This is a genomic window from Salmonella sp. SJTUF15581 (genome assembly GCF_043356775.1).
In the GTDB taxonomy this organism is placed as follows: Bacteria; Pseudomonadota; Gammaproteobacteria; order Enterobacterales; family Enterobacteriaceae; genus Salmonella; species Salmonella enterica.
In genome coordinates this window covers 451,527-469,906 of record NZ_JBEUJY010000002.1, presented here as the reverse complement: position 1 = coordinate 469,906, position 18,380 = coordinate 451,527, and the positions used below count along the sequence as shown (strand labels likewise).

At 52.5% G+C, this 18,380-nt stretch carries 20 protein-coding genes; 9 read left to right on the top strand and 11 right to left on the bottom strand.

The features are described from left to right. Nucleotide 1: 1 nt before the first annotated feature. From dsbI to ABVN36_RS05765, 3 genes are read right to left on the bottom strand one after another with little or no spacing between them, the layout of a single operon-like run. Nucleotides 2–679, bottom strand: a complete 678-nt coding sequence (gene dsbI, locus ABVN36_RS05775) for a protein-disulfide oxidoreductase DsbI (protein ID WP_000345576.1) — start codon at nt 677–679, stop codon at nt 2–4. 14 nt (nt 680–693) lie between these two features. Beyond that, a complete protein-coding gene (locus ABVN36_RS05770; protein ID WP_000096230.1) occupies nt 694–1,365 on the bottom strand; it encodes a thiol:disulfide interchange protein DsbA/DsbL in 672 nt (223 codons plus the stop codon). Nucleotides 1,366–1,384: 19 nt separating this feature from the next. Further along, nucleotides 1,385–3,181 (bottom strand): aryl-sulfate sulfotransferase, encoded by a 1,797-nt coding sequence (locus ABVN36_RS05765; protein ID WP_000460259.1) that lies wholly within the window; start codon nt 3,179–3,181, stop codon nt 1,385–1,387. Between the two features lie 399 nt (nt 3,182–3,580). Between ABVN36_RS05765 and ABVN36_RS05760 the strand changes: the two genes are divergently transcribed. Further along, nucleotides 3,581–3,757 carry a hypothetical protein gene (locus tag ABVN36_RS05760; RefSeq protein WP_000469259.1) on the top strand — a complete coding sequence of 59 codons (177 nt, stop codon included), beginning with the start codon at nt 3,581–3,583 and terminating at the stop codon, nt 3,755–3,757. 66 nt (nt 3,758–3,823) lie between these two features. Here the strand turns inward: ABVN36_RS05760 and zupT are convergent, their stop codons facing one another. Continuing rightward, a complete protein-coding gene (zupT, locus tag ABVN36_RS05755) occupies nt 3,824–4,597 on the bottom strand; it encodes a zinc transporter ZupT (RefSeq protein WP_000115874.1) in 774 nt (257 codons plus the stop codon). A 140-nt stretch (nt 4,598–4,737) separates the two neighbouring features. Here zupT and ygiD point away from each other — a divergent pair, with 140 nt between their 5' ends. Then, the gene (ygiD, locus tag ABVN36_RS05750; RefSeq protein WP_001518640.1) at nt 4,738–5,526 is read left to right on the top strand and encodes a 4,5-DOPA dioxygenase extradiol; all 789 of its coding nucleotides are present in this window, start codon (nt 4,738–4,740) and stop codon (nt 5,524–5,526) included. A 61-nt stretch (nt 5,527–5,587) separates the two neighbouring features. Here the strand turns inward: ygiD and ABVN36_RS05745 are convergent, their stop codons facing one another. The 3 genes from ABVN36_RS05745 to tolC all read right to left on the bottom strand — a co-directional run bounded on the left by ABVN36_RS05745 (nt 5,588) and on the right by tolC (nt 9,116). Continuing rightward, nucleotides 5,588–6,751, bottom strand: coding sequence for a glutathionylspermidine synthase family protein (locus ABVN36_RS05745; RefSeq protein ID WP_000442834.1), 1,164 nt, complete (start codon nt 6,749–6,751; stop codon nt 5,588–5,590). 5 nt (nt 6,752–6,756) lie between these two features. Then, on the bottom strand, nt 6,757–7,428 hold the full coding sequence (locus tag ABVN36_RS05740) for a DUF1190 family protein (protein ID WP_000831528.1): 672 nt from the start codon (nt 7,426–7,428) through the stop codon (nt 6,757–6,759). 212 nt (nt 7,429–7,640) lie between these two features. Beyond that, nucleotides 7,641–9,116, bottom strand: a complete 1,476-nt coding sequence (gene tolC, locus ABVN36_RS05735) for an outer membrane channel protein TolC (protein WP_001663008.1) — start codon at nt 9,114–9,116, stop codon at nt 7,641–7,643. Between the two features lie 200 nt (nt 9,117–9,316). Between tolC and nudF the strand changes: the two genes are divergently transcribed. Genes nudF through parE form a run of 5 tightly spaced genes read left to right on the top strand, consistent with a single transcriptional unit; the run spans nt 9,317 to nt 13,721 of the window. Beyond that, entirely contained in the window at nt 9,317–9,949 is a 633-nt protein-coding gene (gene nudF / locus ABVN36_RS05730; RefSeq protein WP_001231950.1) for an ADP-ribose diphosphatase, read from the top strand. Further along, nucleotides 9,946–10,368 carry a DUF1249 family protein gene (locus ABVN36_RS05725; RefSeq protein ID WP_000833404.1) on the top strand — a complete coding sequence of 141 codons (423 nt, stop codon included), beginning with the start codon at nt 9,946–9,948 and terminating at the stop codon, nt 10,366–10,368. The genes nudF and ABVN36_RS05725 overlap by 4 nt, the downstream gene beginning before the upstream one ends. Before the next feature lie 24 nt (nt 10,369–10,392). Next, on the top strand, nt 10,393–11,220 hold the full coding sequence (cpdA, locus tag ABVN36_RS05720; protein ID WP_023138725.1) for a 3',5'-cyclic-AMP phosphodiesterase: 828 nt from the start codon (nt 10,393–10,395) through the stop codon (nt 11,218–11,220). Next, the gene (gene yqiA / locus ABVN36_RS05715; RefSeq protein WP_000105725.1) at nt 11,220–11,801 is read left to right on the top strand and encodes an esterase YqiA; all 582 of its coding nucleotides are present in this window, start codon (nt 11,220–11,222) and stop codon (nt 11,799–11,801) included. The genes cpdA and yqiA overlap by 1 nt, the downstream gene beginning before the upstream one ends. Before the next feature lie 27 nt (nt 11,802–11,828). After that, nucleotides 11,829–13,721 (top strand): DNA topoisomerase IV subunit B, encoded by a 1,893-nt coding sequence (gene parE, locus ABVN36_RS05710; RefSeq protein ID WP_000195318.1) that lies wholly within the window; start codon nt 11,829–11,831, stop codon nt 13,719–13,721. Between the two features lie 124 nt (nt 13,722–13,845). Here the strand turns inward: parE and ABVN36_RS05705 are convergent, their stop codons facing one another. The 4 genes from ABVN36_RS05705 to qseB all read right to left on the bottom strand — a co-directional run bounded on the left by ABVN36_RS05705 (nt 13,846) and on the right by qseB (nt 16,885). Further along, the gene (locus tag ABVN36_RS05705; protein WP_000958587.1) at nt 13,846–14,160 is read right to left on the bottom strand and encodes a putative quinol monooxygenase; all 315 of its coding nucleotides are present in this window, start codon (nt 14,158–14,160) and stop codon (nt 13,846–13,848) included. Between the two features lie 31 nt (nt 14,161–14,191). After that, entirely contained in the window at nt 14,192–14,773 is a 582-nt protein-coding gene (locus ABVN36_RS05700; protein ID WP_000065416.1) for an NAD(P)H-dependent oxidoreductase, read from the bottom strand. A 106-nt stretch (nt 14,774–14,879) separates the two neighbouring features. After that, complete coding sequence (qseC, locus tag ABVN36_RS05695) at nt 14,880–16,229, bottom strand: quorum sensing histidine kinase QseC (protein WP_000779328.1); 1,350 nt, start codon at nt 16,227–16,229, stop codon at nt 14,880–14,882. Continuing rightward, complete coding sequence (gene qseB / locus ABVN36_RS05690; RefSeq protein WP_023138726.1) at nt 16,226–16,885, bottom strand: quorum sensing response regulator transcription factor QseB; 660 nt, start codon at nt 16,883–16,885, stop codon at nt 16,226–16,228. The genes qseC and qseB overlap by 4 nt, the downstream gene beginning before the upstream one ends. Before the next feature lie 151 nt (nt 16,886–17,036). On the opposite strand from qseB, the gene ABVN36_RS05685 reads away from it, so the two are divergent. Together ABVN36_RS05685 and ABVN36_RS05680 are read left to right on the top strand one after the other, a co-directional pair. Then, nucleotides 17,037–17,429: a YgiW/YdeI family stress tolerance OB fold protein gene (locus ABVN36_RS05685; RefSeq protein ID WP_000731552.1), complete on the top strand. Its 393-nt coding sequence runs from the start codon at nt 17,037–17,039 to the stop codon at nt 17,427–17,429. 71 nt (nt 17,430–17,500) lie between these two features. Next, on the top strand, nt 17,501–18,367 hold the full coding sequence (locus tag ABVN36_RS05680) for a GyrI-like domain-containing protein (protein ID WP_023138727.1): 867 nt from the start codon (nt 17,501–17,503) through the stop codon (nt 18,365–18,367). Nucleotides 18,368–18,380: the final 13 nt, after the last annotated feature.

Below are 18,380 nucleotides of genomic sequence, written 5' to 3'. Positions count from 1 at the left end.
GTTATTTGCCTCTGGCCAGTTTCAATGCCCAGGCGCCGCTCATCACCAGCAGCAGAATCAGGCACAACCCAAAGGCCAACATACATGCCTGCGCCATGTTCATAAAGTGCCAGGGCGGAAGCAGATACCAGCCTTCGGACTGCTGGTAGAGATCGACAAACCACTGCTGTACGCTACTGAGCGTTACGCCATCAGGGACGATAGGCGCGTCATAACCGCAGTCTCCGGTAGGTTTAAACCACTCCGGTGCCCATTCCGCCAACGGTAAGTTGAAAGGAAAGGTCGGGTCAGTCGAACATCCTTGCACGCCAAAAAGTGAATCGGGGTCCGCATTATGTACCGCATGATGGATACCATTAAGCTTAATAGAAAACTTAATGCCCATAATGCTGCCATAAAACGCCGCGATGCAGCCAATCAGCTTCAGCACGATATTTTTGGGATTTATCGCCGCAATCACCCCGCCAATTACCATCACAAACATCGCGTAACGAATGTAAACACACTGTTCGCACGGCGCCATGTAGAGATAGATTTGGAAGAACGAGTGCGCCAGGATAATTAACCCTCCCATCGCGATGGCCATTAACAGCCACAGAAAGCGCTGTTCCTGCCATCTCACCAGCGTATCTACTGGTCTTGCGCGCAGGTCTCGCCATAATCCCTTAATAAAATCCATAATCGTTTCCCTGCTTATTTTTTAGTGGCCAGTTCCCGAACGAGTTCAGCCATAGAATCGATGGATTTGATGTTTTTGGTATAGATAAGGTACTTGCCGTTGACGACGTAAGCCGGAACACCCTGAATTTTGGCAACGTCATAGGCGGCTTTCCATTTTTCCAGCGTCTCCTGAACGGCAGGATCTTTCAGCGCCGCTTCAAAATCAGCCTGGCTCATGCCTGCGGCGTCCAGCCCGGTTTTAATAAATGCCGCCGGATCTTTCCCATCTGACCAGCGCTCTTTCTTATCATGGTAAGCCGCGTACCAGGCGAACTTCGCTTTTTTGAATTGTGATTTAGCATCAAATAACGAAATCCCGGCAGCTTTATCTTTGGCGATCAGGACTGCAAATACTTCGCTGGCCTGTTTGCCATATTCGCCTTTTGTTTCCAGGTGGAACGGAGTGAACGTAACGAGATCGGCTACTTTATCAGAAACCGGACCTGTTACGGCTTTGTCATATTTGTAGCAGAAAGGGCAGGCGTAGCTAAATACCTTAATCAGCGTTTTATCCGCATTAGGAATCGGTTTCTCCAGAACCATATAATCTGTGCCCTCGGTAAAAGCCGATGCCGCAAAAGGAGTGACCAATGCCGCGGTTAATACTACGCTTTTAAATAAAGAGGTAATCCATTTAGATGACATATTAATTCCTTCCCGTGATTTATTTAAACATTTGCGTTGGATGAACCAGTAACGCACGATAGTGAGTCTGGTTGGGCTTATCCGACAGCACATCAATTTCAACTTTCACTTCTTTCGTTTTATAGTCAATCTCATTCAGTTTGCCGACTGTTGGTTTACCAACGTCGAACAGGTTAATAGAACCGCCAAAGCCGAACATGGTGTCGCGGTCTTTTTGATATTCAACAACCGAGGTAATAGGACTATAGAAATCATATCCACGTTCTTTACCGTATTCCCAAACTTGTTGTACGGTGCCTTTCTTCTCATCGATCTTATATTCGACAAAACGGGAATATTTCATGGTCGGTAGAGCCGGTTGCTCTAGGCCGCGACCATCGCCGTTATCAAAGACCGTTAACGTGCCTTTGCTGGAAAGCCATGCCGTATGTTGGGTATAGGTGAAATCGAAATCGGTGTCCTTACACTTGCCGTTTTCGTCACAGGTCAACGGCTTACCATGATCGTCTACCGGTTTCAGCAATTTACTGGCTAGCTGCTTATTCCAGCCTTTAGACGGTGCCAGTATCCATTTCACCTGCTTATCGCGACCAATTTTTACAATACCCTGATGGCGGGAAGAAAGGATGATGGAGTCGTCTTTCGCGTCATAAGCGATAGAGTTGACGTGCGCCCAGTTACGACCGGCACCAACGCCAAGCGCATCGCCATACGGCGTATCCGGTTCAAGTTTCGCCTGCTGTCCGGCATGGGCCAGATCGACGTTCACGCATACTGCGCCCGCATCCAGCGCGCCGAGCAGCGCATCACGCATAGGGTCGAGGATTTTGGTTAAATCCCAAACGTCTACTACGCGGCCAGACTTATCGACCTCAATGATTTGGTCACGAATAGTATGAACATGTATGCCGTCTTCTTTGCGGTAATCGCGTTTGCCGACGCGCAGCAGTACGGTGCCGTTCACGGTTTCGATGGATTCATGAGACGCATCCAGGAACCCGCGCGGCAGTTTATGATCGGCAAGAATTTGCCCCATCATGTCAAACTCGTACCAGTGTTGGCCCTGCACCGCGGTAAAGGTGCCGCGAGGCGTTTCACGAATACCCATCAGATAGCCGCGTTTGTTGATATTCATATCGTGGCCGTCGTAGAAGGTATCTTGATCCAGCCACCAGCGATATTCACCCTGGGTGTCGACCACAAACGTATAAGGGGCGATATCGAAAGGCAAAGCCCCGCCCGCCGGACCGGCATCAAGAATGCCCGCATTTTTATCTTTTTCGCCGTGCCAGTGAAATTCAGCGCCCTGCGGCGTAAAGGTATGGGTATTTACCAGATAAAGGCGATCTTCAAATCCTGGCGCGACTTTAATAACTTTCGTTTGCTGGAGATCTGAAATAGAACGGTTATCCATATAATGGTTGACGATGGCGGACGTCTGCACCACATAGTCATCCTTCATGGCTTTGCCGTTTTCTTTATATTCTACCGTGACGTTGTTGGCAAATTTCTGATAAAGGCCAAAAATAGGAATACCGTCATAGGTTTCTAAAGACTCTTTCCCAACGGTATAAGTAACGGGAACGCCCTTTTCCCCTTTGCCATGTACAGTAACTTTAACGTCTGAAATAATATGGCTATCTAATTCCACCAGTGCGGTGAGAGGGGCATTACCGTAAGGATCGACAACGACTGCGCCTAATTTCCCTGCGGGCTGCGCCGGTTGAAAACCTGCGGCAAACGTACTGGCTGCGGTGAGTCCGCATGTCAGTGCGACGGCACCGGCAAGTATTGTTTTCCGGTATTGGTCAAACATGGATATATCTCCTTATATACAACTTATAAATATAATATTTCTGAATATACTATGTTTTTATGAATGATAAATGAGGTAAATGATTGGTCTTTAAATATAAGTCATAATGCTATTACTTATTTTAAAGTATATTCTGTATCAATATTTTTTAATTGCCTGAGTGAGTCGATAGTAGGAGTGTGATATTTTAAGAACAATATAAATTAGTACGAAGTGTGATCTTATCGACATTGTTTTCTGCTTAATACCTCTTTCATTATTGTGTTTCACCACTGATTTATATGATCAAAATCATTTATTTGTTCCACAAATATGCCAGTATATGAATACGTCAAAATAAGGGTATGTAAAATTTTAACGTTAAATGTTTAGTGATGTTAAATTTTAAGGGTAAAAAGGATGTTTATTGCCTGGTATTGGATAATATTAATCGTTCTGGTGGTAGTAGGGTATATTTGCCATATGAAGCGTTATTGCAGAGCGTTTCGGCAGGACAGAGATGCATTACTTGAAGCGCGAACGAAACGTTTTCGCCAGACGAGCGAAGGCGACAGCGTGATGAATGAGCAGAAATAGCGCATATCCTTGACGGGAAGCCGGATGTTGCCTGGCTAAAGGCCTGCATCCGGCGCGACGTTTCTCTTAACCGATACCTATAGTCTGCAAAATGACGAGACTGAGCCCCATGATGGACATACCGCAAAGCACGCCATAGCTGGGGTTATTGTTAGGATCGATCTCTTTTGCCAGCGGCATCAGTTCATCGACGGAGAGCGCCACCATAATACCGGCGACTGCCGCCATGATAGCCGCCATAACGATTGGCGAAACCAGACTGCCCAAAATCAGCCACGCCAGCACGCCGCCAAGAATTTCCGCCATGCCGGAGATACCGGCCCAAAAAATCGCGGTACGTTTTGAGCCCGTCGCGGCATAAACCGGACCGGCAACCGCCAGACCTTCAGGAATATTGTGCAACGCCACCGCCAGTGCGATGCCGAAACCCAGTTCAAGATTGCTGCTGGCAGTGACAAAGGTGGCGATCCCTTCCGGAAAGTTGTGCAGGCTAATGCCGAGCGTCAATAAAATCGCAGTGCGTTTTATCGAGCCGGGAAGCGGCTGCTGCCTTTTTTGCACCAGATCCTGCGGATGAGCGTGAGGAAGCAGGCGATCCAGCCCGAAGTAGCCCAACAGGCCGATAATAAACATCCCGTAGCCCAGTACAGGCGACATCCCCTCGGTATCAAGCGCGGCGGGCAGCATCTCCATCAGCGAGATAAGCAGCATGATCCCTGCGGCGAAACCCAGCGAAAAAGCCAGCACGCGGTTAGACGGTTTTTGGCCGAGAACGCCAAGAAATGCGCCAATAAAGGTGGCGGCGCCCGCCAGTAAGGTCAGAATAAGTGGTACTGACATCCATTACTCCTTATCAATTTGCCGTCCGAACCTGACCTTCAAAATAACTGATGATCTTCATCATAGTTATCTGAGTTCTTCCTCTGTGAAGAAAGCGTATGGTGATGTTAACAAAATGTCTTTCCTGTAAGGATAACATCATGTCTTTAACGTGTATGCCAGCATTGTTTTTGGGGCATGGCAGCCCGATGAACGTGCTGGACGATAATGATTATACCCGCGCCTGGCGGCGATTGGGGGAAGCCCTGCCGCGACCACAGGCGATAGTGGTGGTGTCGGCGCATTGGTATACCCGCGGGACGGGCGTCACAGCGATGGAAAGGCCGCAAACTCTCCATGATTTTGGCGGTTTTCCGCAGGCGCTGTATGACACGCATTATCCGGCCCCTGGATCGCCTGCGCTGGCGCAGCGTCTGGTTGAACTGTTGGCTCCCGTTCCCGTCGCGCTCGATAAAGAAGCGTGGGGATTTGATCACGGCTCCTGGGGCGTATTGATCAAGATGTACCCGAATGCGGATATCCCGATGGTGCAGCTTAGTGTTGATAGTACCAAACCGGCGGCATGGCATTTTGAGATGGGGCGTAAACTGGCGACGCTGCGTGACGAAGGCGTGATGCTGGTGGCTAGCGGGAATGTGGTTCATAACCTGCGGACTGTGCGTTGGCACGGTGACAATATACCGTATCCCTGGGCGGCGTCATTTAATGACTTTGTGAAAGCTAACCTGACGTGGCAGGGGCCGGTAGAACAGCACCCGCTGGTGAATTATCTGCAACATGAAGGGGGCGCCTTATCGAACCCGACGCCGGAGCACTTTTTGCCTTTGCTGTATGTACTTGGCGCCTGGGACGGCAAGGAACCTATCACCATCCCGGTCGACGGTATTGAGATGGGCAGTATAAGTATGTTGTCGGTGCAGGTGGGGTAGGCCGGATAAGGCGCTGAATGATTGCCCGATGGCGCTACGCGCATCGGGCTTACAGGAAAATTTATCCTTCGACAAAAATATGCGGATAGAAGCGGGAGAGATCCTGGGTGATCAGCGCCCGATCTTCACGGATACCAATTCCGGCGGGCTGATCGTTAATCAGCCAGCTACCAATCAGGGTGTAACTGTCGCCGAATTTTGGCAGCGGATAGAACTGTTGCACGATCATACCCTCTTCGCCATACGGGCCTTCCACGGATTCGATCGTTTTACCGTTCTCAATAATCGATACGTTCGCCCCTTCGCGGGAGAAGATCGGTTTCACGACATATTTATCCATTTGTGGATGTTCGTCTTCGGCGAAATACGCAGGCAACAGATTCGGATGGTCCGGGAACATCTCCCACAACAGCGGCAACAACGCTTTATTGGAGATAATGCTTTTCCAGGCCGGTTCCAGCCAGCGCACGCCGGCATCTTCCAGCTTGGTGGAAAACATCTCGCGCAGCATAAATTCCCACGGATAGAGCTTGAACAGGTTCGCAATGACCTGATCCTGCAGATCCGTAAATTGGCCTTTTTCCCCCAGACCAATATCGTCGATATAGAGAAATTCGGTGGCGATTTCCGCTTCGGCCGCGCAGTCCTGTAAATACTGAATGGTGCCGCGATCCTCAACCGTATCGCGACAGCAGGTGAGATGCAGCAACTGAAAACCGTACTGCTCGCGAAGTTCAGCAAAGCGTTCAATCAGCTTTTCCTGCAGGCTATTAAACTGATCGCTGCCTTCCGGCAGATTGCCCGCGTTGATCTGATCTTCCAGCCAAATCCACTGAAAAAACGCCGCTTCATACAGCGATGTTGGCGTGTCGGCATTATTTTCGAGCAGCTTAGGCTCGCCGATGCCGTCCCAGGCCAAATCGAGGCGGGAATAGAGCGACGGTTGTTGCGTTTGCCAGGACTGGCGAACAAAACCCCAGGTATGTTTTGGAATACGAAACTTCGTCATCAGCTCATCGCTGGCGATGACGCGTTCTACTACCTTGAGGCACATCTGGTGCAGCTCGGCGGTAACGTCTTCCAGTTTTTCCACCTGGGCGAGCGTTAACTTGTAATAAGCGTCTTCACACCAGTACGGTTCACCATACATAGTGTGAAAATTAAACCCGTATTCAGTCGCTTTATCGCGCCAGTCCGGGCGCTCGGTAATACTGACTCTTTCCATGCGTATCAGCCGCCCATCGAACGTGTTGAAGTACCGGCAGCGCTACGCTGCATGGTGCTCTGTTTGGCGACGGATTCGCCAAAACCGCCGCGGGTAACGGTTGTTGTGGTGGCCGGTTTCGGCGCCATCGCGGTTTTCGGTACGGTCATTGTCCGGCCCGGTTGCGCCGCGCCGTAGTTTTTACCTGCCGCATCGGTATATTTGCCGTATGCAGGGCTGGCCGGGTTTTTCGAGCTAAACAGCGGCTGTTGCGCAAAGCCTGCGCCGCCGCCCATCAGACGCCCCATCATGTAACCTGCCATAAGCGGCATCCAGAAACTGCCGCTGGATTGTTGGGCCTGCGCCTGATTTTCCGGCGCCATGCCAGCCTGTGCGGGCGCTTGCTGGCACTGACCTTCGCCAAACTCAGCGACGCAATCTTCGCGTGTAGCGTACTTAGGCGCAGTACGTTCGGCCTCTTTCAGCGCATTGTTATACGCGGTTGTACACTCCGCGCTTTTGCCCGGATTCGCCGCTGAACAGTCATCAGCGTTTTGATACAGCGATACGGTTTCATCGCTTTTTTCACAGCCAGCCAGCATAAAAACAGCCGTAACCGCCAGGGCGACCGGCGTTAAATGCCGCGCGCTCCAGCTTTTGCGAAATGATGCGTGATGGATGGATTTTGTCCGTTTCATATTTGTCTTCCAGGACCCAGTGGTAAATACAACATGCGTTCAGAATAGAGGATGACTGGTCGAAATTGAAGCGAGAAAAGGCGAGAATGCGGCGGAATAGCAGGATCTTTACGTTGTCTTACGTTCAGGTGCGGCTTTATGACAGGTAGCGCCGCGCTTACCAGACCTACAAGGGCACAGGTCTGATAAGCGCAGCGCCAGCGAATAACTTATCAATGCCGGAATGGATTGCCGTTATTGCTGTTGGCGCGAGCGGCGGTCGGCTGTACTGCCGGCGCGGCGCTATGGGCATTATAACCGTCTGCGGCAGCATCCTGCTCTGGCGTTTCCGGCGCTACGCTTTCCGGCGACGTCGGGATAGGTTTACCCAACGTACTGTTAAGCGCGAGCAGATCCTGCTCGTTCAGCGTACCGAGCGCATATTTGATATTTAACTGATTAATCAAATAGGTATAACGCGCGTTGGCCAGTTGCTGCTTGGCATCATACAGAGTGGTGGTGGCATCCAGTACGTCAACAATGGTACGTGTACCGACCGAGTAACCGGCTTCCATTGCATCCAAAGAACTTTGCGCGGAAACGACTGCCTGTTTATACGCGTTGATGCTACTGATGGAGGCGTTAATATTGTTAAAGGAAGAACGTACGGTCTGCACCACGCTACGGTGCGCGCTTTCCAGCTGTTCGCTTGCGCCGACGAAGTTATACTGCGCCTGTTTTACCTGCGAGTTAACCATCCCGCCTTGATACAGCGGCAGGGAGAAGTTCAGGCCGATTTTATTCTGCCCCATGTTGCTATCGTCGTACTGGGCGGAGTTGGTTTTAGAACCGCTATAAGAGGTATCAGAAATGCCGGTTGAGGCCGTTAAATTCAGCGTCGGCAGATGGCCATCCTGCGCCTGACGGATTTGCTCGCGCGCCAGATCCTGACTTAAACGCGCCTGCAACAGCGACAGGTTACGGTTTTCCGCTTCCTTCAGCAGCGCATTAACAGCTTTGGGTTTGTCGGTTTTAAAATGCTCGACGTTAAGCGACGCCAGCTCCGGGTAATAATTGCCGGTTACCTGGCGCAGCTCTTCTACCGCGTTATCCAGGTTGTTGCGGGCGGTCACTTCATTCGCCAGTACGGTATCATATTGTGCACGGGCGTTTTGCACGTCGGTAATGGCGACCAGACCCACGTTAAAACGTTGCGTCGTTTGATCTAACTGACGGTAGATAGCCTCTTTTTGCGCCTGGGTATAGGAAAGCACATCAATAGCGTTCAATACCTTAAAATACGCGTTCGCGGTATTGAGGATCAGCGTCTGCTGATCGGTCTGATAGGTGACATCCTGAATGCCTGCTGCTTTTTCTTGCAGGGTGAGCCCACGCCATTTCGACATATCAAATAGCGTCTGCGTTAATTGCAGGGAAGCGCTGGTTTCATTGGAGTTGATACCGTTCGCATCGCGATAACCGTTGCTGTAGGTGTAGTCGGCACCCAAACCCAGTTGCGGCAGTAAAGGACTACGCGCTTCGTTAATTTTTTCGAATGCAGCATCGCGATCGGCAGCGGATTTACGCAATTCCGGGTTGCTCAGGCGTGCTTGCTGATAAACTTGCATCAGGTTCTCTGCCTGGCTTAGTGTGCTGAACCCCGACAGGCTCAGGCCGATAAGGATGGGGAGCAATTTCTTCATTTGCATTCCTTGTTGTGAAGCAGTATTTAGCGCTGATCAATTTGTAAAAATAATTGCTGATTCTAGCAGAATCCGCCACTGCAAAAAGTTGGCGTTACGTGCCATACGAGCCTTAATTGGCACCAATTTACCACAAGGGTGATAAAACAGCAGTCAACCACCCTTGAAATTCATCATTTAATCATTATTGCTAGCAGGGCAGCACAATGCGTAAATCAGACAACTTGCCAGTTACTTTCACCAAAAGCGATGTAGAAATTATTGCACGGGAAACGCGCTATCGCGGTTTTTTTTCATTGGATGTGTATCGATTCCGCCATCGTTTATTCAACGGAGAAATGAGTGGCGAGGTAAAGCGCGAAATTTTTGAGCGCGGGCACGCCGCCGTCTTGCTACCCTTTGACCCTGAACGCGACGAGGTGGTGCTGGTCGAACAGATTCGTATTGCCGCGTACGACACAAGCGTTACGCCGTGGCTGCTGGAGATGGTCGCCGGCATGATAGAAGAAGGCGAAACCATTGAGGCGGTCGCCCGGCGGGAGGCGATGGAAGAAGCGGGGCTGACCGTAGGCCGCACCCGACCGGTCATCAGTTACCTGGCGAGTCCAGGAGGAACCAGCGAGCGCTCATCTATTCTGGTGGGTGAAGTGGACGCCACGACCGCGGCAGGTATTCATGGTCTGGCGGATGAAAACGAAGATATTCGGGTTCATGTGGTAAGCCGGGAACAGGCATACCAGTGGGTAGAAGAGGGGAAAATCGACAACGCAGCCGCAGTCATCGCTTTGCAATGGCTTCAGTTGCATCATCAAGAGTTAAAAAACGAGTGGAAAAAATGAAGCGTTATACACCTGACTTCCCAGAAATGATGCGTTTGTGCGAAACCAATTTTTCGCAATTGCGCCGCCTGCTGCCGCGCAATGACGCCCCCGGTGAAACGGTGAGCTATCAGGTGGGCAACGTACAATATCGGTTAACGATTGTGGAATCGACCCGATACACTACGCTTGTAACGATCGAGCAAACGGCGCCAGCCATCACCTACTGGAGCCTGCCGTCGCTGACGGTGCGCCTCTACCATGATGCGATGGTGGCTGAAGTGTGTTCAAGCCAGCAGATCTTTCGCTTCAAAGCGCGGTATGATTATCCAAATAAAAAGTTGCATCAACGCGACGAAAAGCATCAAATTAATCAGTTTCTGGCCGACTGGCTACGATTCTGTTTAGCACATGGAGCGATGGCGATTCCGGTTTATTAGCGTCGTGAAACCTAAGGACACCATTTGGAAAGCCTGTTAACCCTACCTCTGGCTGGTGAGGCCCGAGTCAGGATTTTACAAATTACAGATACTCACCTGTTTGCCGAAAAGCATGAAACGCTGTTAGGCGTCAATACCTGGGAAAGTTACCAGGCCGTGCTGGAGGCTATTCGGGCGCAACAGTATGAATATGATCTGATCGTGGCCACCGGCGATCTGGCGCAGGATCAATCCGCTGCGGCTTATCAGCATTTTGCTGAGGGTATCGCAAGCTTTCGCGCGCCTTGCGTTTGGCTACCGGGCAATCATGATTTTCAGCCGGCAATGTACAGCGCGCTGCAAGAGGCGGGGATTTCCCCGGCTAAACGCGTGTTAATCGGTGAACAATGGCAGATTTTGTTGCTGGATAGCCAGGTGTTTGGCGTTCCGCATGGCGAACTGAGCGAGTTCCAACTGGAATGGCTTGAGCGTAAGCTCGCCGATGCGCCAGAGAGACAGACATTGCTCCTGTTGCACCACCATCCGTTGCCGGCAGGGTGCAGTTGGTTGGATCAGCACAGCTTGCGTAATGCCGGTGAGCTGGATAGCGTGCTGGCGAATTTCCCGCGTGTAAAATATCTGTTATGCGGACATATTCACCAGGAGCTGGATCTTGACTGGAACGGTCGCCGTCTGCTGGCGTCGCCGTCAACCTGCGTACAGTTCAAACCGCACTGCGCGAACTTTACGCTGGATACTATCGCGCCGGGCTGGCGTACGCTGGAGCTCCGGGAGAACGGCGTCCTGGAGACGGAAGTGCATCGCCTGCAGGATACCCGGTTCCGACCCGATACCGCTTCGGAAGGATACTGATGTCTACGCTTCTCTATTTGCACGGATTCAACAGTTCCCCTCGCTCGGCAAAAGCGTGCCAGCTAAAAAACTGGCTGGCGGAGCGTCATCCGCATGTTGAGATGATCGTCCCTCAACTACCGCCGTATCCTGCCGATGCGGCGGAGTTGCTGGAATCTCTCGTGCTTGAGCATGGCGGTGCGCCATTAGGGCTGGTAGGATCGTCGCTGGGTGGTTATTACGCCACCTGGCTGTCGCAATGTTTTATGCTGCCGGCTGTGGTGGTGAATCCCGCCGTGCGGCCCTTTGAATTACTGACCGACTATCTCGGTCAGAACGAGAACCCCTACACCGGGCAGCAATATGTGCTAGAGTCTCGCCATATTTATGATCTTAAAGTCATGCAGATTGACCCGCTGGAAGCGCCGGACCTGATCTGGCTACTGCAACAGACGGGCGATGAAGTGCTGGATTACCGCCAGGCGGTGGCATATTACGCCTCCTGCCGTCAGACAGTGACCGAGGGGGGTAATCACGCATTCACGGGCTTCGAAGATTATTTCAACCAGATTGTCGATTTTCTTGGACTGCACAGTTGCTGACAATCAATTCGAATTGCTAATTAAACCATGACGCAAACTTATAACGCTGATGCCATTGAGGTACTCACTGGGCTTGAGCCGGTACGCCGCCGCCCGGGGATGTACACCGATACGACCCGCCCCAACCATTTGGGTCAGGAAGTGATTGATAATAGTGTGGATGAAGCACTCGCAGGTCACGCCAAACGCGTGGATGTCATTTTACATGCCGATCAATCGCTGGAAGTGATTGACGACGGACGCGGGATGCCGGTGGATATCCATCCGGAAGAGGGGGTTCCGGCGGTAGAACTGATCCTCTGTCGGCTTCATGCCGGCGGTAAATTCTCCAATAAGAACTATCAGTTCTCTGGTGGTCTGCATGGGGTGGGGATTTCGGTAGTGAATGCCCTGTCAAAGCGCGTGGAAGTGACCGTGCGCCGCGACGGTCAGGTCTATAACATCGCGTTTGAAAACGGCGAAAAAGTGCAGGATTTGCAGGTTGTCGGCACCTGCGGTAAACGTAATACTGGCACCAGCGTCCATTTCTGGCCGGACGAAAGTTTCTTCGACAGCCCGCGTTTTTCTGTCTCTCGCTTAATGCACGTTCTGAAAGCAAAAGCGGTGCTGTGTCCCGGCGTGGAAATCACTTTTAAAGATGAAGTGAATAACAGCGAGCAGCGCTGGTGCTACCAGGATGGTCTGAACGACTATCTGGGCGAAGCGGTAAACGGCCTGCCGACGCTGCCGGAAAAGCCGTTTATCGGTAATTTTAACGGTGAAACGGAAGCTGTTGACTGGGCGCTATTGTGGCTGCCGGAAGGCGGCGAATTACTGACGGAAAGCTACGTCAACCTGATCCCGACCATGCAGGGGGGGACGCACGTCAACGGTCTGCGCCAGGGCCTGCTCGACGCGATGCGCGAATTTTGCGAATACCGCAATATTCTGCCGCGCGGCGTCAAACTGTCGGCGGAAGATATCTGGGATCGCTGCGCTTATGTGCTCTCCGTGAAAATGCAGGACCCGCAATTTGCCGGGCAGACCAAAGAGCGTCTGTCGTCGCGTCAATGTGCGGCATTTGTTTCCGGCGTGGTGAAAGATGCCTTCAGCCTGTGGCTGAACCAGAACGTGCAGGCGGCGGAACAACTGGCAGAGATGGCGATTGCCAGCGCGCAGCGGCGACTGCGCGCCGCAAAAAAAGTGGTACGCAAAAAGCTCACCAGCGGTCCGGCGTTGCCGGGGAAACTGGCGGACTGTACCGCGCAGGATCTTAATCGGACCGAGCTGTTCCTTGTGGAAGGGGATTCGGCAGGCGGTTCCGCCAAGCAGGCGCGCGATCGCGAATATCAGGCGATCATGCCGCTCAAAGGTAAGATCCTTAACACCTGGGAAGTCTCTTCCGATGAAGTGCTGGCCTCGCAAGAGGTGCATGATATTTCCGTGGCGATCGGTATCGATCCGGACAGCGACGATCTGAGTCAGCTGCGCTACGGCAAGATCTGTATCCTGGCGGATGCGGACTCCGATGGTTTGCATATCGCTACGCTGCTTTGCGCGCTGTTTGTCAGACATTTCCGCGCGCTGGTGAAGAATGGTCATGTCTACGTCGCGCTACCGCCGCTGTACCGTATCGATTTGGGTAAAGAGGTCTATTACGCGCTGACGGAAGAAGAGAAGGCGGGCGTACTGGAACAACTGAAGCGTAAGAAAGGCAAGCCGAACGTACAGCGTTTCAAAGGCCTGGGAGAAATGAACCCGATGCAGTTACGCGAAACCACGCTTGATCCGAATACTCGCCGCCTGGTGCAGCTCACCATTAGCGATGAAGACGATCAGCGTACTAACGCGATGATGGATATGCTGCTGGCGAAGAAACGTTCTGAAGATCGACGCAACTGGCTACAGGAAAAAGGCGATCTCGCGGATCTCGACGTGTAACGGTTGTTGCACGCTTTATCCGGTCTGCATGCCGCAGGCCGGATAAGCGAATCCGACATGACGCCGCAGCCTGATGGCGACACTTGCGCATCGCATCAGGGCGACGTCAGACGAGGGTAATAACTTAAACGCCGGATTCCAGAATACGAATATTCATTTCCAGCACATCGTCTTTTACCGCGTCGCTATAGGCTTTCATATGCGGGGTTTGCAGATGCGCCTCAAGGTGCGCAACGCTTTCCCACTGTTCAATCATCACGATCGAGTCAGGCGCCAGAGTCTGAAAACTCACGCCCGCGGCATGATCCACCATCGGCGCGTAACCGTGGCACCCCTCTTCTTTAAGAACGGTTGGAATAATTTTCGCAAACTGGTCGAGGACGGCCTGACGGTGATGTTGGCCCGGACGCGTGCGAATTTCGGCAATGACGGTAAGCATGGTTAACTCCTTCTAATTCCAGGATGACCAGTTAAGCAAAAATTTCGCTCAGATGCTTGCGATATTCTGCGGTATAGCGCGGAACATCCGGCATTTTAATCACGTCGTTGGCAATAAACGTTGGCAGCGCGTCCATGCCCAGGAACTGGTTGGCTTTATGGAATGGCAGATAGACGCCATCTACGCCTACGCCGTGGAAAAACTGATCTTTTTCGGTAAATGCTTCCATCGGCGCGTTCCACGTCAGTGACAGCATATATTTTTTCCCCTGCACCAGACCGCCGGAACCATACTTTTTAGCGGCATCGGAACGCGTGCGGCCATCGCTGGCATAGAGCGTGCCGTGACCTTCGGTAAAGACATCATCCATATATTTTTTTACTGTCCATGGCGCGCCCATCCACCAGCCTGGCATCTGCCAAATCACCACGTCAGCCCAGACGAAATTCTGCACCTCTTCTTTAATGTCATAGTCGCTGTCGGCGCGGACGATCTTAACCTGATGACCCAGATCGCGCAGAAGCCCATCGGCAACTTCGGTCAGGGTGTCATTCAACTGGCCGTTGGAGTGCGCGAATTTTTTCGCCCCGTTGATAATCAGGATGTTACTCATTTTGTGTCCTCAAGAAATGCGTTTGCTGCTGATTCTACGCTGACGGGCGGTGCGGTGAAATTAGCAAAATGTGCAAAGTCTTTTGCGTTTTTGGCAAAAGTCTCTGTTACCAACTTACTACGGCCTCAAATCCACCTTCCGCGGCGTTGCCAAACGACACCGTCATGCCGTGCAGCGTAGCGATGCGACGGACGATTGATAATCCCAGACCGCTGCCGGTCACACTTTGGCCAGGCGGGCGGTAAAAACGCTCGCCGATATGCGTCAGAATCTCTGGCGCTACACCAGGGCCATTATCTCTGACGGTGAAGCTGCGGGCATGTAAGGTAACGTCGACGACGCTGCCTTGCGGACTGTAGCGAATCGCATTATCCAGCAGGTTACGCACTAACAGGCTTAAGAGTAGCGGCTGGCCGGTACGTATGACGTCATGGGCGTTAAGCTGTAAACGCACGTCGATATTCGCCTGCTGCGCCGGATGATAAATATCCATTACCGCGGACTGCAGCAGCTCTTCCAGCGAAATCTCCGCTACATCCTGCAAATTATTGAGCGAGTCGAGACGCGATAACGTCAGTAGCTGATCGACCAGCCGCGTGGCGCGATCGATCCCCGCATGGAGCTGGGTCAGCGCTTTATCACGCGATAGCGGATCGTCGCCCGAGAGCTGCGCCACCTCGGTTTGTACTTTCAGCGCGGCCAGCGGGCTGCGCAATTCATGGGCGGCGTCGGAGGTAAATCGCCGTTCGCGCACCATCATGGAGTGGATGCGGCTAAAAAGCTGATTAAGCGCTTCGACCAGTGGGCGAACCTCGCTCGGTACGCCTTTGGCGTCGAGCGGCGTTTCCGATTCCGGCGACCGGAAGCGTAGCGCCTGCGCCAGTTTTTTCAATGGTCTGAGCTCGCGGTGAAGCAGGAGTAATAAAATTAGCAGCATGAAGGGAAGGGCGATCAGCCACGGCGTTAATTGCGCCGCCACGATCGCCAGCGCCATATCTTCGCGGTAATCCCACTCCTGACCGACGACGATACGATACTTGCCGTCCGCCGAGTTCAACCACAAAAAACGCCAGAGGTCGTTGTCATCCTTCAGATAGCCATTGTCGAAACCTTCCCGGCGATAGCGATACGGAATATCCTGGCCGTTGTCGCCATCATGCAGCAACATTTTGCCGTCAGCGGAAAAGATGGCGAACGCCAGCGCATCGTCATCGATATGCCCATGTTTTAATTTCTTTGGCGTATGCGCCATGCGCTGCGGGGCGTTGATCTCGTTAAGATCGAGGGTGCTAAGCCGTCTGGCGAACAACATCAACTGTGTGTCAAACAGCTCGTCGACATTATCCGTCGTCTTTCTCCAGGCCACAAAACTGGAAATTGCCCAGGTGATGGAGACCAGAATCAGGAAAATAAGCGTCAGCCTGACGCGCAGGCTGAGACGTTGCGTCAATTTCATGCGTCACCCAGGGTGTAGCCGATGCCGTGTACGGTGCGAATAAATTCGCTGCCGAGCTTGCGGCGTAAATGATGAACATGGACTTCCACTGCATTGCTGGACACGTCGTCATCCCAGTTATACAGCTTCTCTTCAATAAGCTTGCGCGGCAGCACGCGACCTTTGTTGCGCAGTAAGAGTTCCAGCAACGCGAACTCTTTTGGTTTTAAGGCCAGCGGTTCGCCGGCAAGCGTCGCGACGAGATTGCCTGGATTGAGCGTCACCTGGCCGTGGCGCAATTCGCTACTGGCCTGACCGCTGGCGCGGCGTACCAGCGCCTCCAGACGGGCGGCGACCTCAATGAGCGCGAAAGGTTTACATAAATAGTCATCGGCGCCCAGACGTAGTCCCTCGACGCGCTCTGCTAACGCGTCGCGCGCCGTCAGGATCAGTACCGGTTCCTGTTTACCCTTTTCGCGCCATTCGCGCAAAATATCCCGTCCGTCCATGCCTGGCAGCGTCAAATCTAAAATAACCGCATCATAAGGCGCGCTGTAAAGCGCCTCTTTGCCCGGACGTTCCTCGGTAAACCAGTCGACGCTGAAACCCATTTTACTCAGGCCCGCTTTTATGCCATCGCCAATAAGTGTGTCATCTTCTACCAGTAAAATTCGCATCTGTTCTTCCTTGCGGTAACTCGCGTTGCCGTCAGTTAACCTTGTCGCCGCAGGCGATGTACAGAAAAAAAGATTCTTTTTTTGCCTTAAGAAGTTGTTAAGGATTACCTTATTAAATGGATCTGAAACGACATGAAAGGGAAAAGTAATCATGAAAAAATTAGCTGCAATCGTTGCCGTTATGGCACTGTGTTCTACCCCGGTTCTGGCGGCTCAGCAGGGCGGTTTCTCCGGCCCGTCGGCGACGCAAACGCAAGGCGGCGGATTTGTCGGCCCGAACGGCAGCAGCACGACGGTAGAGAGCGCTAAATCGCTGCGTGACGATGCGTGGGTAACGCTGCGCGGGAATATCGTCGAGCGCATTTCCGACGACCTGTATGTGTTTAAAGATGCGACCGGTACTATCAATGTGGATATTGACCACAAGCGCTGGAACGGCCTGACCGTAACCCCGCAGGATACCGTTGAAATTCAGGGTGAAGTGGATAAAGACTGGAACTCTGTCGAAATCGACGTAAAACAGATTCGTAAAGTGAATCCGTAATCCCACATTGCGCAAGATCGGTCAGGATTCACAGCCGCCCGGTGGGCAGAATAGGCCACAAGGAGGCAGTGATGAATGACCTGATCAGCGCGGCTTATTCCGAACGTCTGCGGCGCGTTTGCGACCACATTGAGCGTCATCTGGATGAGCCTCTGTCGATTGAGGCGTTAAGCCGGATGGCGCACAGCTCGCCGTTTCATTTTCATCGGCAGTTTACCGCCTGGAGCGGGCTTCCGCTCTATCGCTATATCCAGTGGCTGCGTTTGCGCCGTGCGTCATGGCGGCTGGCGTTTAACCCGCAGGATAAAGTTATCGATATCGCGCTGGATGCCGGGTTCCAGAATCCGGAGTCGTTCACACGTGCTTTCAAAACCGCGTTTGGTCAAAGCCCGCGCCGGTTTCGGCAATCGCCGGACTGGCTGGCCTGGCACCAACGCGTTCCTAAACTTGCGTTACAGGAGCAGCATGTCATGGACGTAAAAATCGTTGAATTTCCACCTACCCGCGTCGCGATGCTGACGCATCTGGGGCATCCGGATAAGGTCAACGCCAGCGCGGCGAAATTTATTGCATGGCGGCGCGAAACGGGCCAGTCGCCGATTGCCAGCAGTCAAACTTTTGGTATTGCCTGGCACGACCCGCAGACGACGCCGCCGGATCAATTCCGCTTTGATATCTGCGGCAGCGTCCACCAGCCGATAGCCGAAAATGACGTTGGCGTGGTGAATAGCGAGATTCCTGGCGGGCGCTGCGCGGTGGTACGCCATCAGGGATCGCTCGACAGCCTCCCGGAGAGCGTGTGGTATTTATTCCGCGAATGGCTACCGGCCAGCGGCGAGACGCTGCGCGATTTTCCGGTCTTCTTCCAGTACCTGAATTTCGTCAATGAGGTGGCGGAACATGAGCTGCTGACGGATATCTATCTGCCGCTTCGTTAACTTCCTCGCAACC

Bases quoted from the DNA above. Each gene is read 5' to 3' on its own strand.
- yqiA (WP_000105725.1), top strand. From the start codon at position 11,220: ATGTCTACGCTTCTCTATTTGCACGGATTCAACAGTTCCCCTCGCTCG.
- nudF (WP_001231950.1), top strand. From the start codon at position 9,317: ATGCGTAAATCAGACAACTTGCCAGTTACTTTCACCAAAAGCGATGTA.
- qseC (WP_000779328.1), bottom strand. From the start codon at position 16,229: ATGAAATTGACGCAACGTCTCAGCCTGCGCGTCAGGCTGACGCTTATT.
- ABVN36_RS05685 (WP_000731552.1), top strand. From the start codon at position 17,037: ATGAAAAAATTAGCTGCAATCGTTGCCGTTATGGCACTGTGTTCTACC.
- ABVN36_RS05770 (WP_000096230.1), bottom strand. From the start codon at position 1,365: ATGTCATCTAAATGGATTACCTCTTTATTTAAAAGCGTAGTATTAACC.
- ABVN36_RS05740 (WP_000831528.1), bottom strand. From the start codon at position 7,428: ATGAAACGGACAAAATCCATCCATCACGCATCATTTCGCAAAAGCTGG.
- ABVN36_RS05745 (WP_000442834.1), bottom strand. From the start codon at position 6,751: ATGGAAAGAGTCAGTATTACCGAGCGCCCGGACTGGCGCGATAAAGCG.
- ABVN36_RS05700 (WP_000065416.1), bottom strand. From the start codon at position 14,773: ATGAGTAACATCCTGATTATCAACGGGGCGAAAAAATTCGCGCACTCC.
- zupT (WP_000115874.1), bottom strand. From the start codon at position 4,597: ATGTCAGTACCACTTATTCTGACCTTACTGGCGGGCGCCGCCACCTTT.
- parE (WP_000195318.1), top strand. From the start codon at position 11,829: ATGACGCAAACTTATAACGCTGATGCCATTGAGGTACTCACTGGGCTT.
- ABVN36_RS05760 (WP_000469259.1), top strand. From the start codon at position 3,581: ATGTTTATTGCCTGGTATTGGATAATATTAATCGTTCTGGTGGTAGTA.
- ABVN36_RS05725 (WP_000833404.1), top strand. From the start codon at position 9,946: ATGAAGCGTTATACACCTGACTTCCCAGAAATGATGCGTTTGTGCGAA.
- ygiD (WP_001518640.1), top strand. From the start codon at position 4,738: ATGTCTTTAACGTGTATGCCAGCATTGTTTTTGGGGCATGGCAGCCCG.
- dsbI (WP_000345576.1), bottom strand. From the start codon at position 679: ATGGATTTTATTAAGGGATTATGGCGAGACCTGCGCGCAAGACCAGTA.
- ABVN36_RS05765 (WP_000460259.1), bottom strand. From the start codon at position 3,181: ATGTTTGACCAATACCGGAAAACAATACTTGCCGGTGCCGTCGCACTG.
- ABVN36_RS05705 (WP_000958587.1), bottom strand. From the start codon at position 14,160: ATGCTTACCGTCATTGCCGAAATTCGCACGCGTCCGGGCCAACATCAC.
- ABVN36_RS05680 (WP_023138727.1), top strand. From the start codon at position 17,501: ATGAATGACCTGATCAGCGCGGCTTATTCCGAACGTCTGCGGCGCGTT.
- qseB (WP_023138726.1), bottom strand. From the start codon at position 16,885: ATGCGAATTTTACTGGTAGAAGATGACACACTTATTGGCGATGGCATA.
- tolC (WP_001663008.1), bottom strand. From the start codon at position 9,116: ATGCAAATGAAGAAATTGCTCCCCATCCTTATCGGCCTGAGCCTGTCG.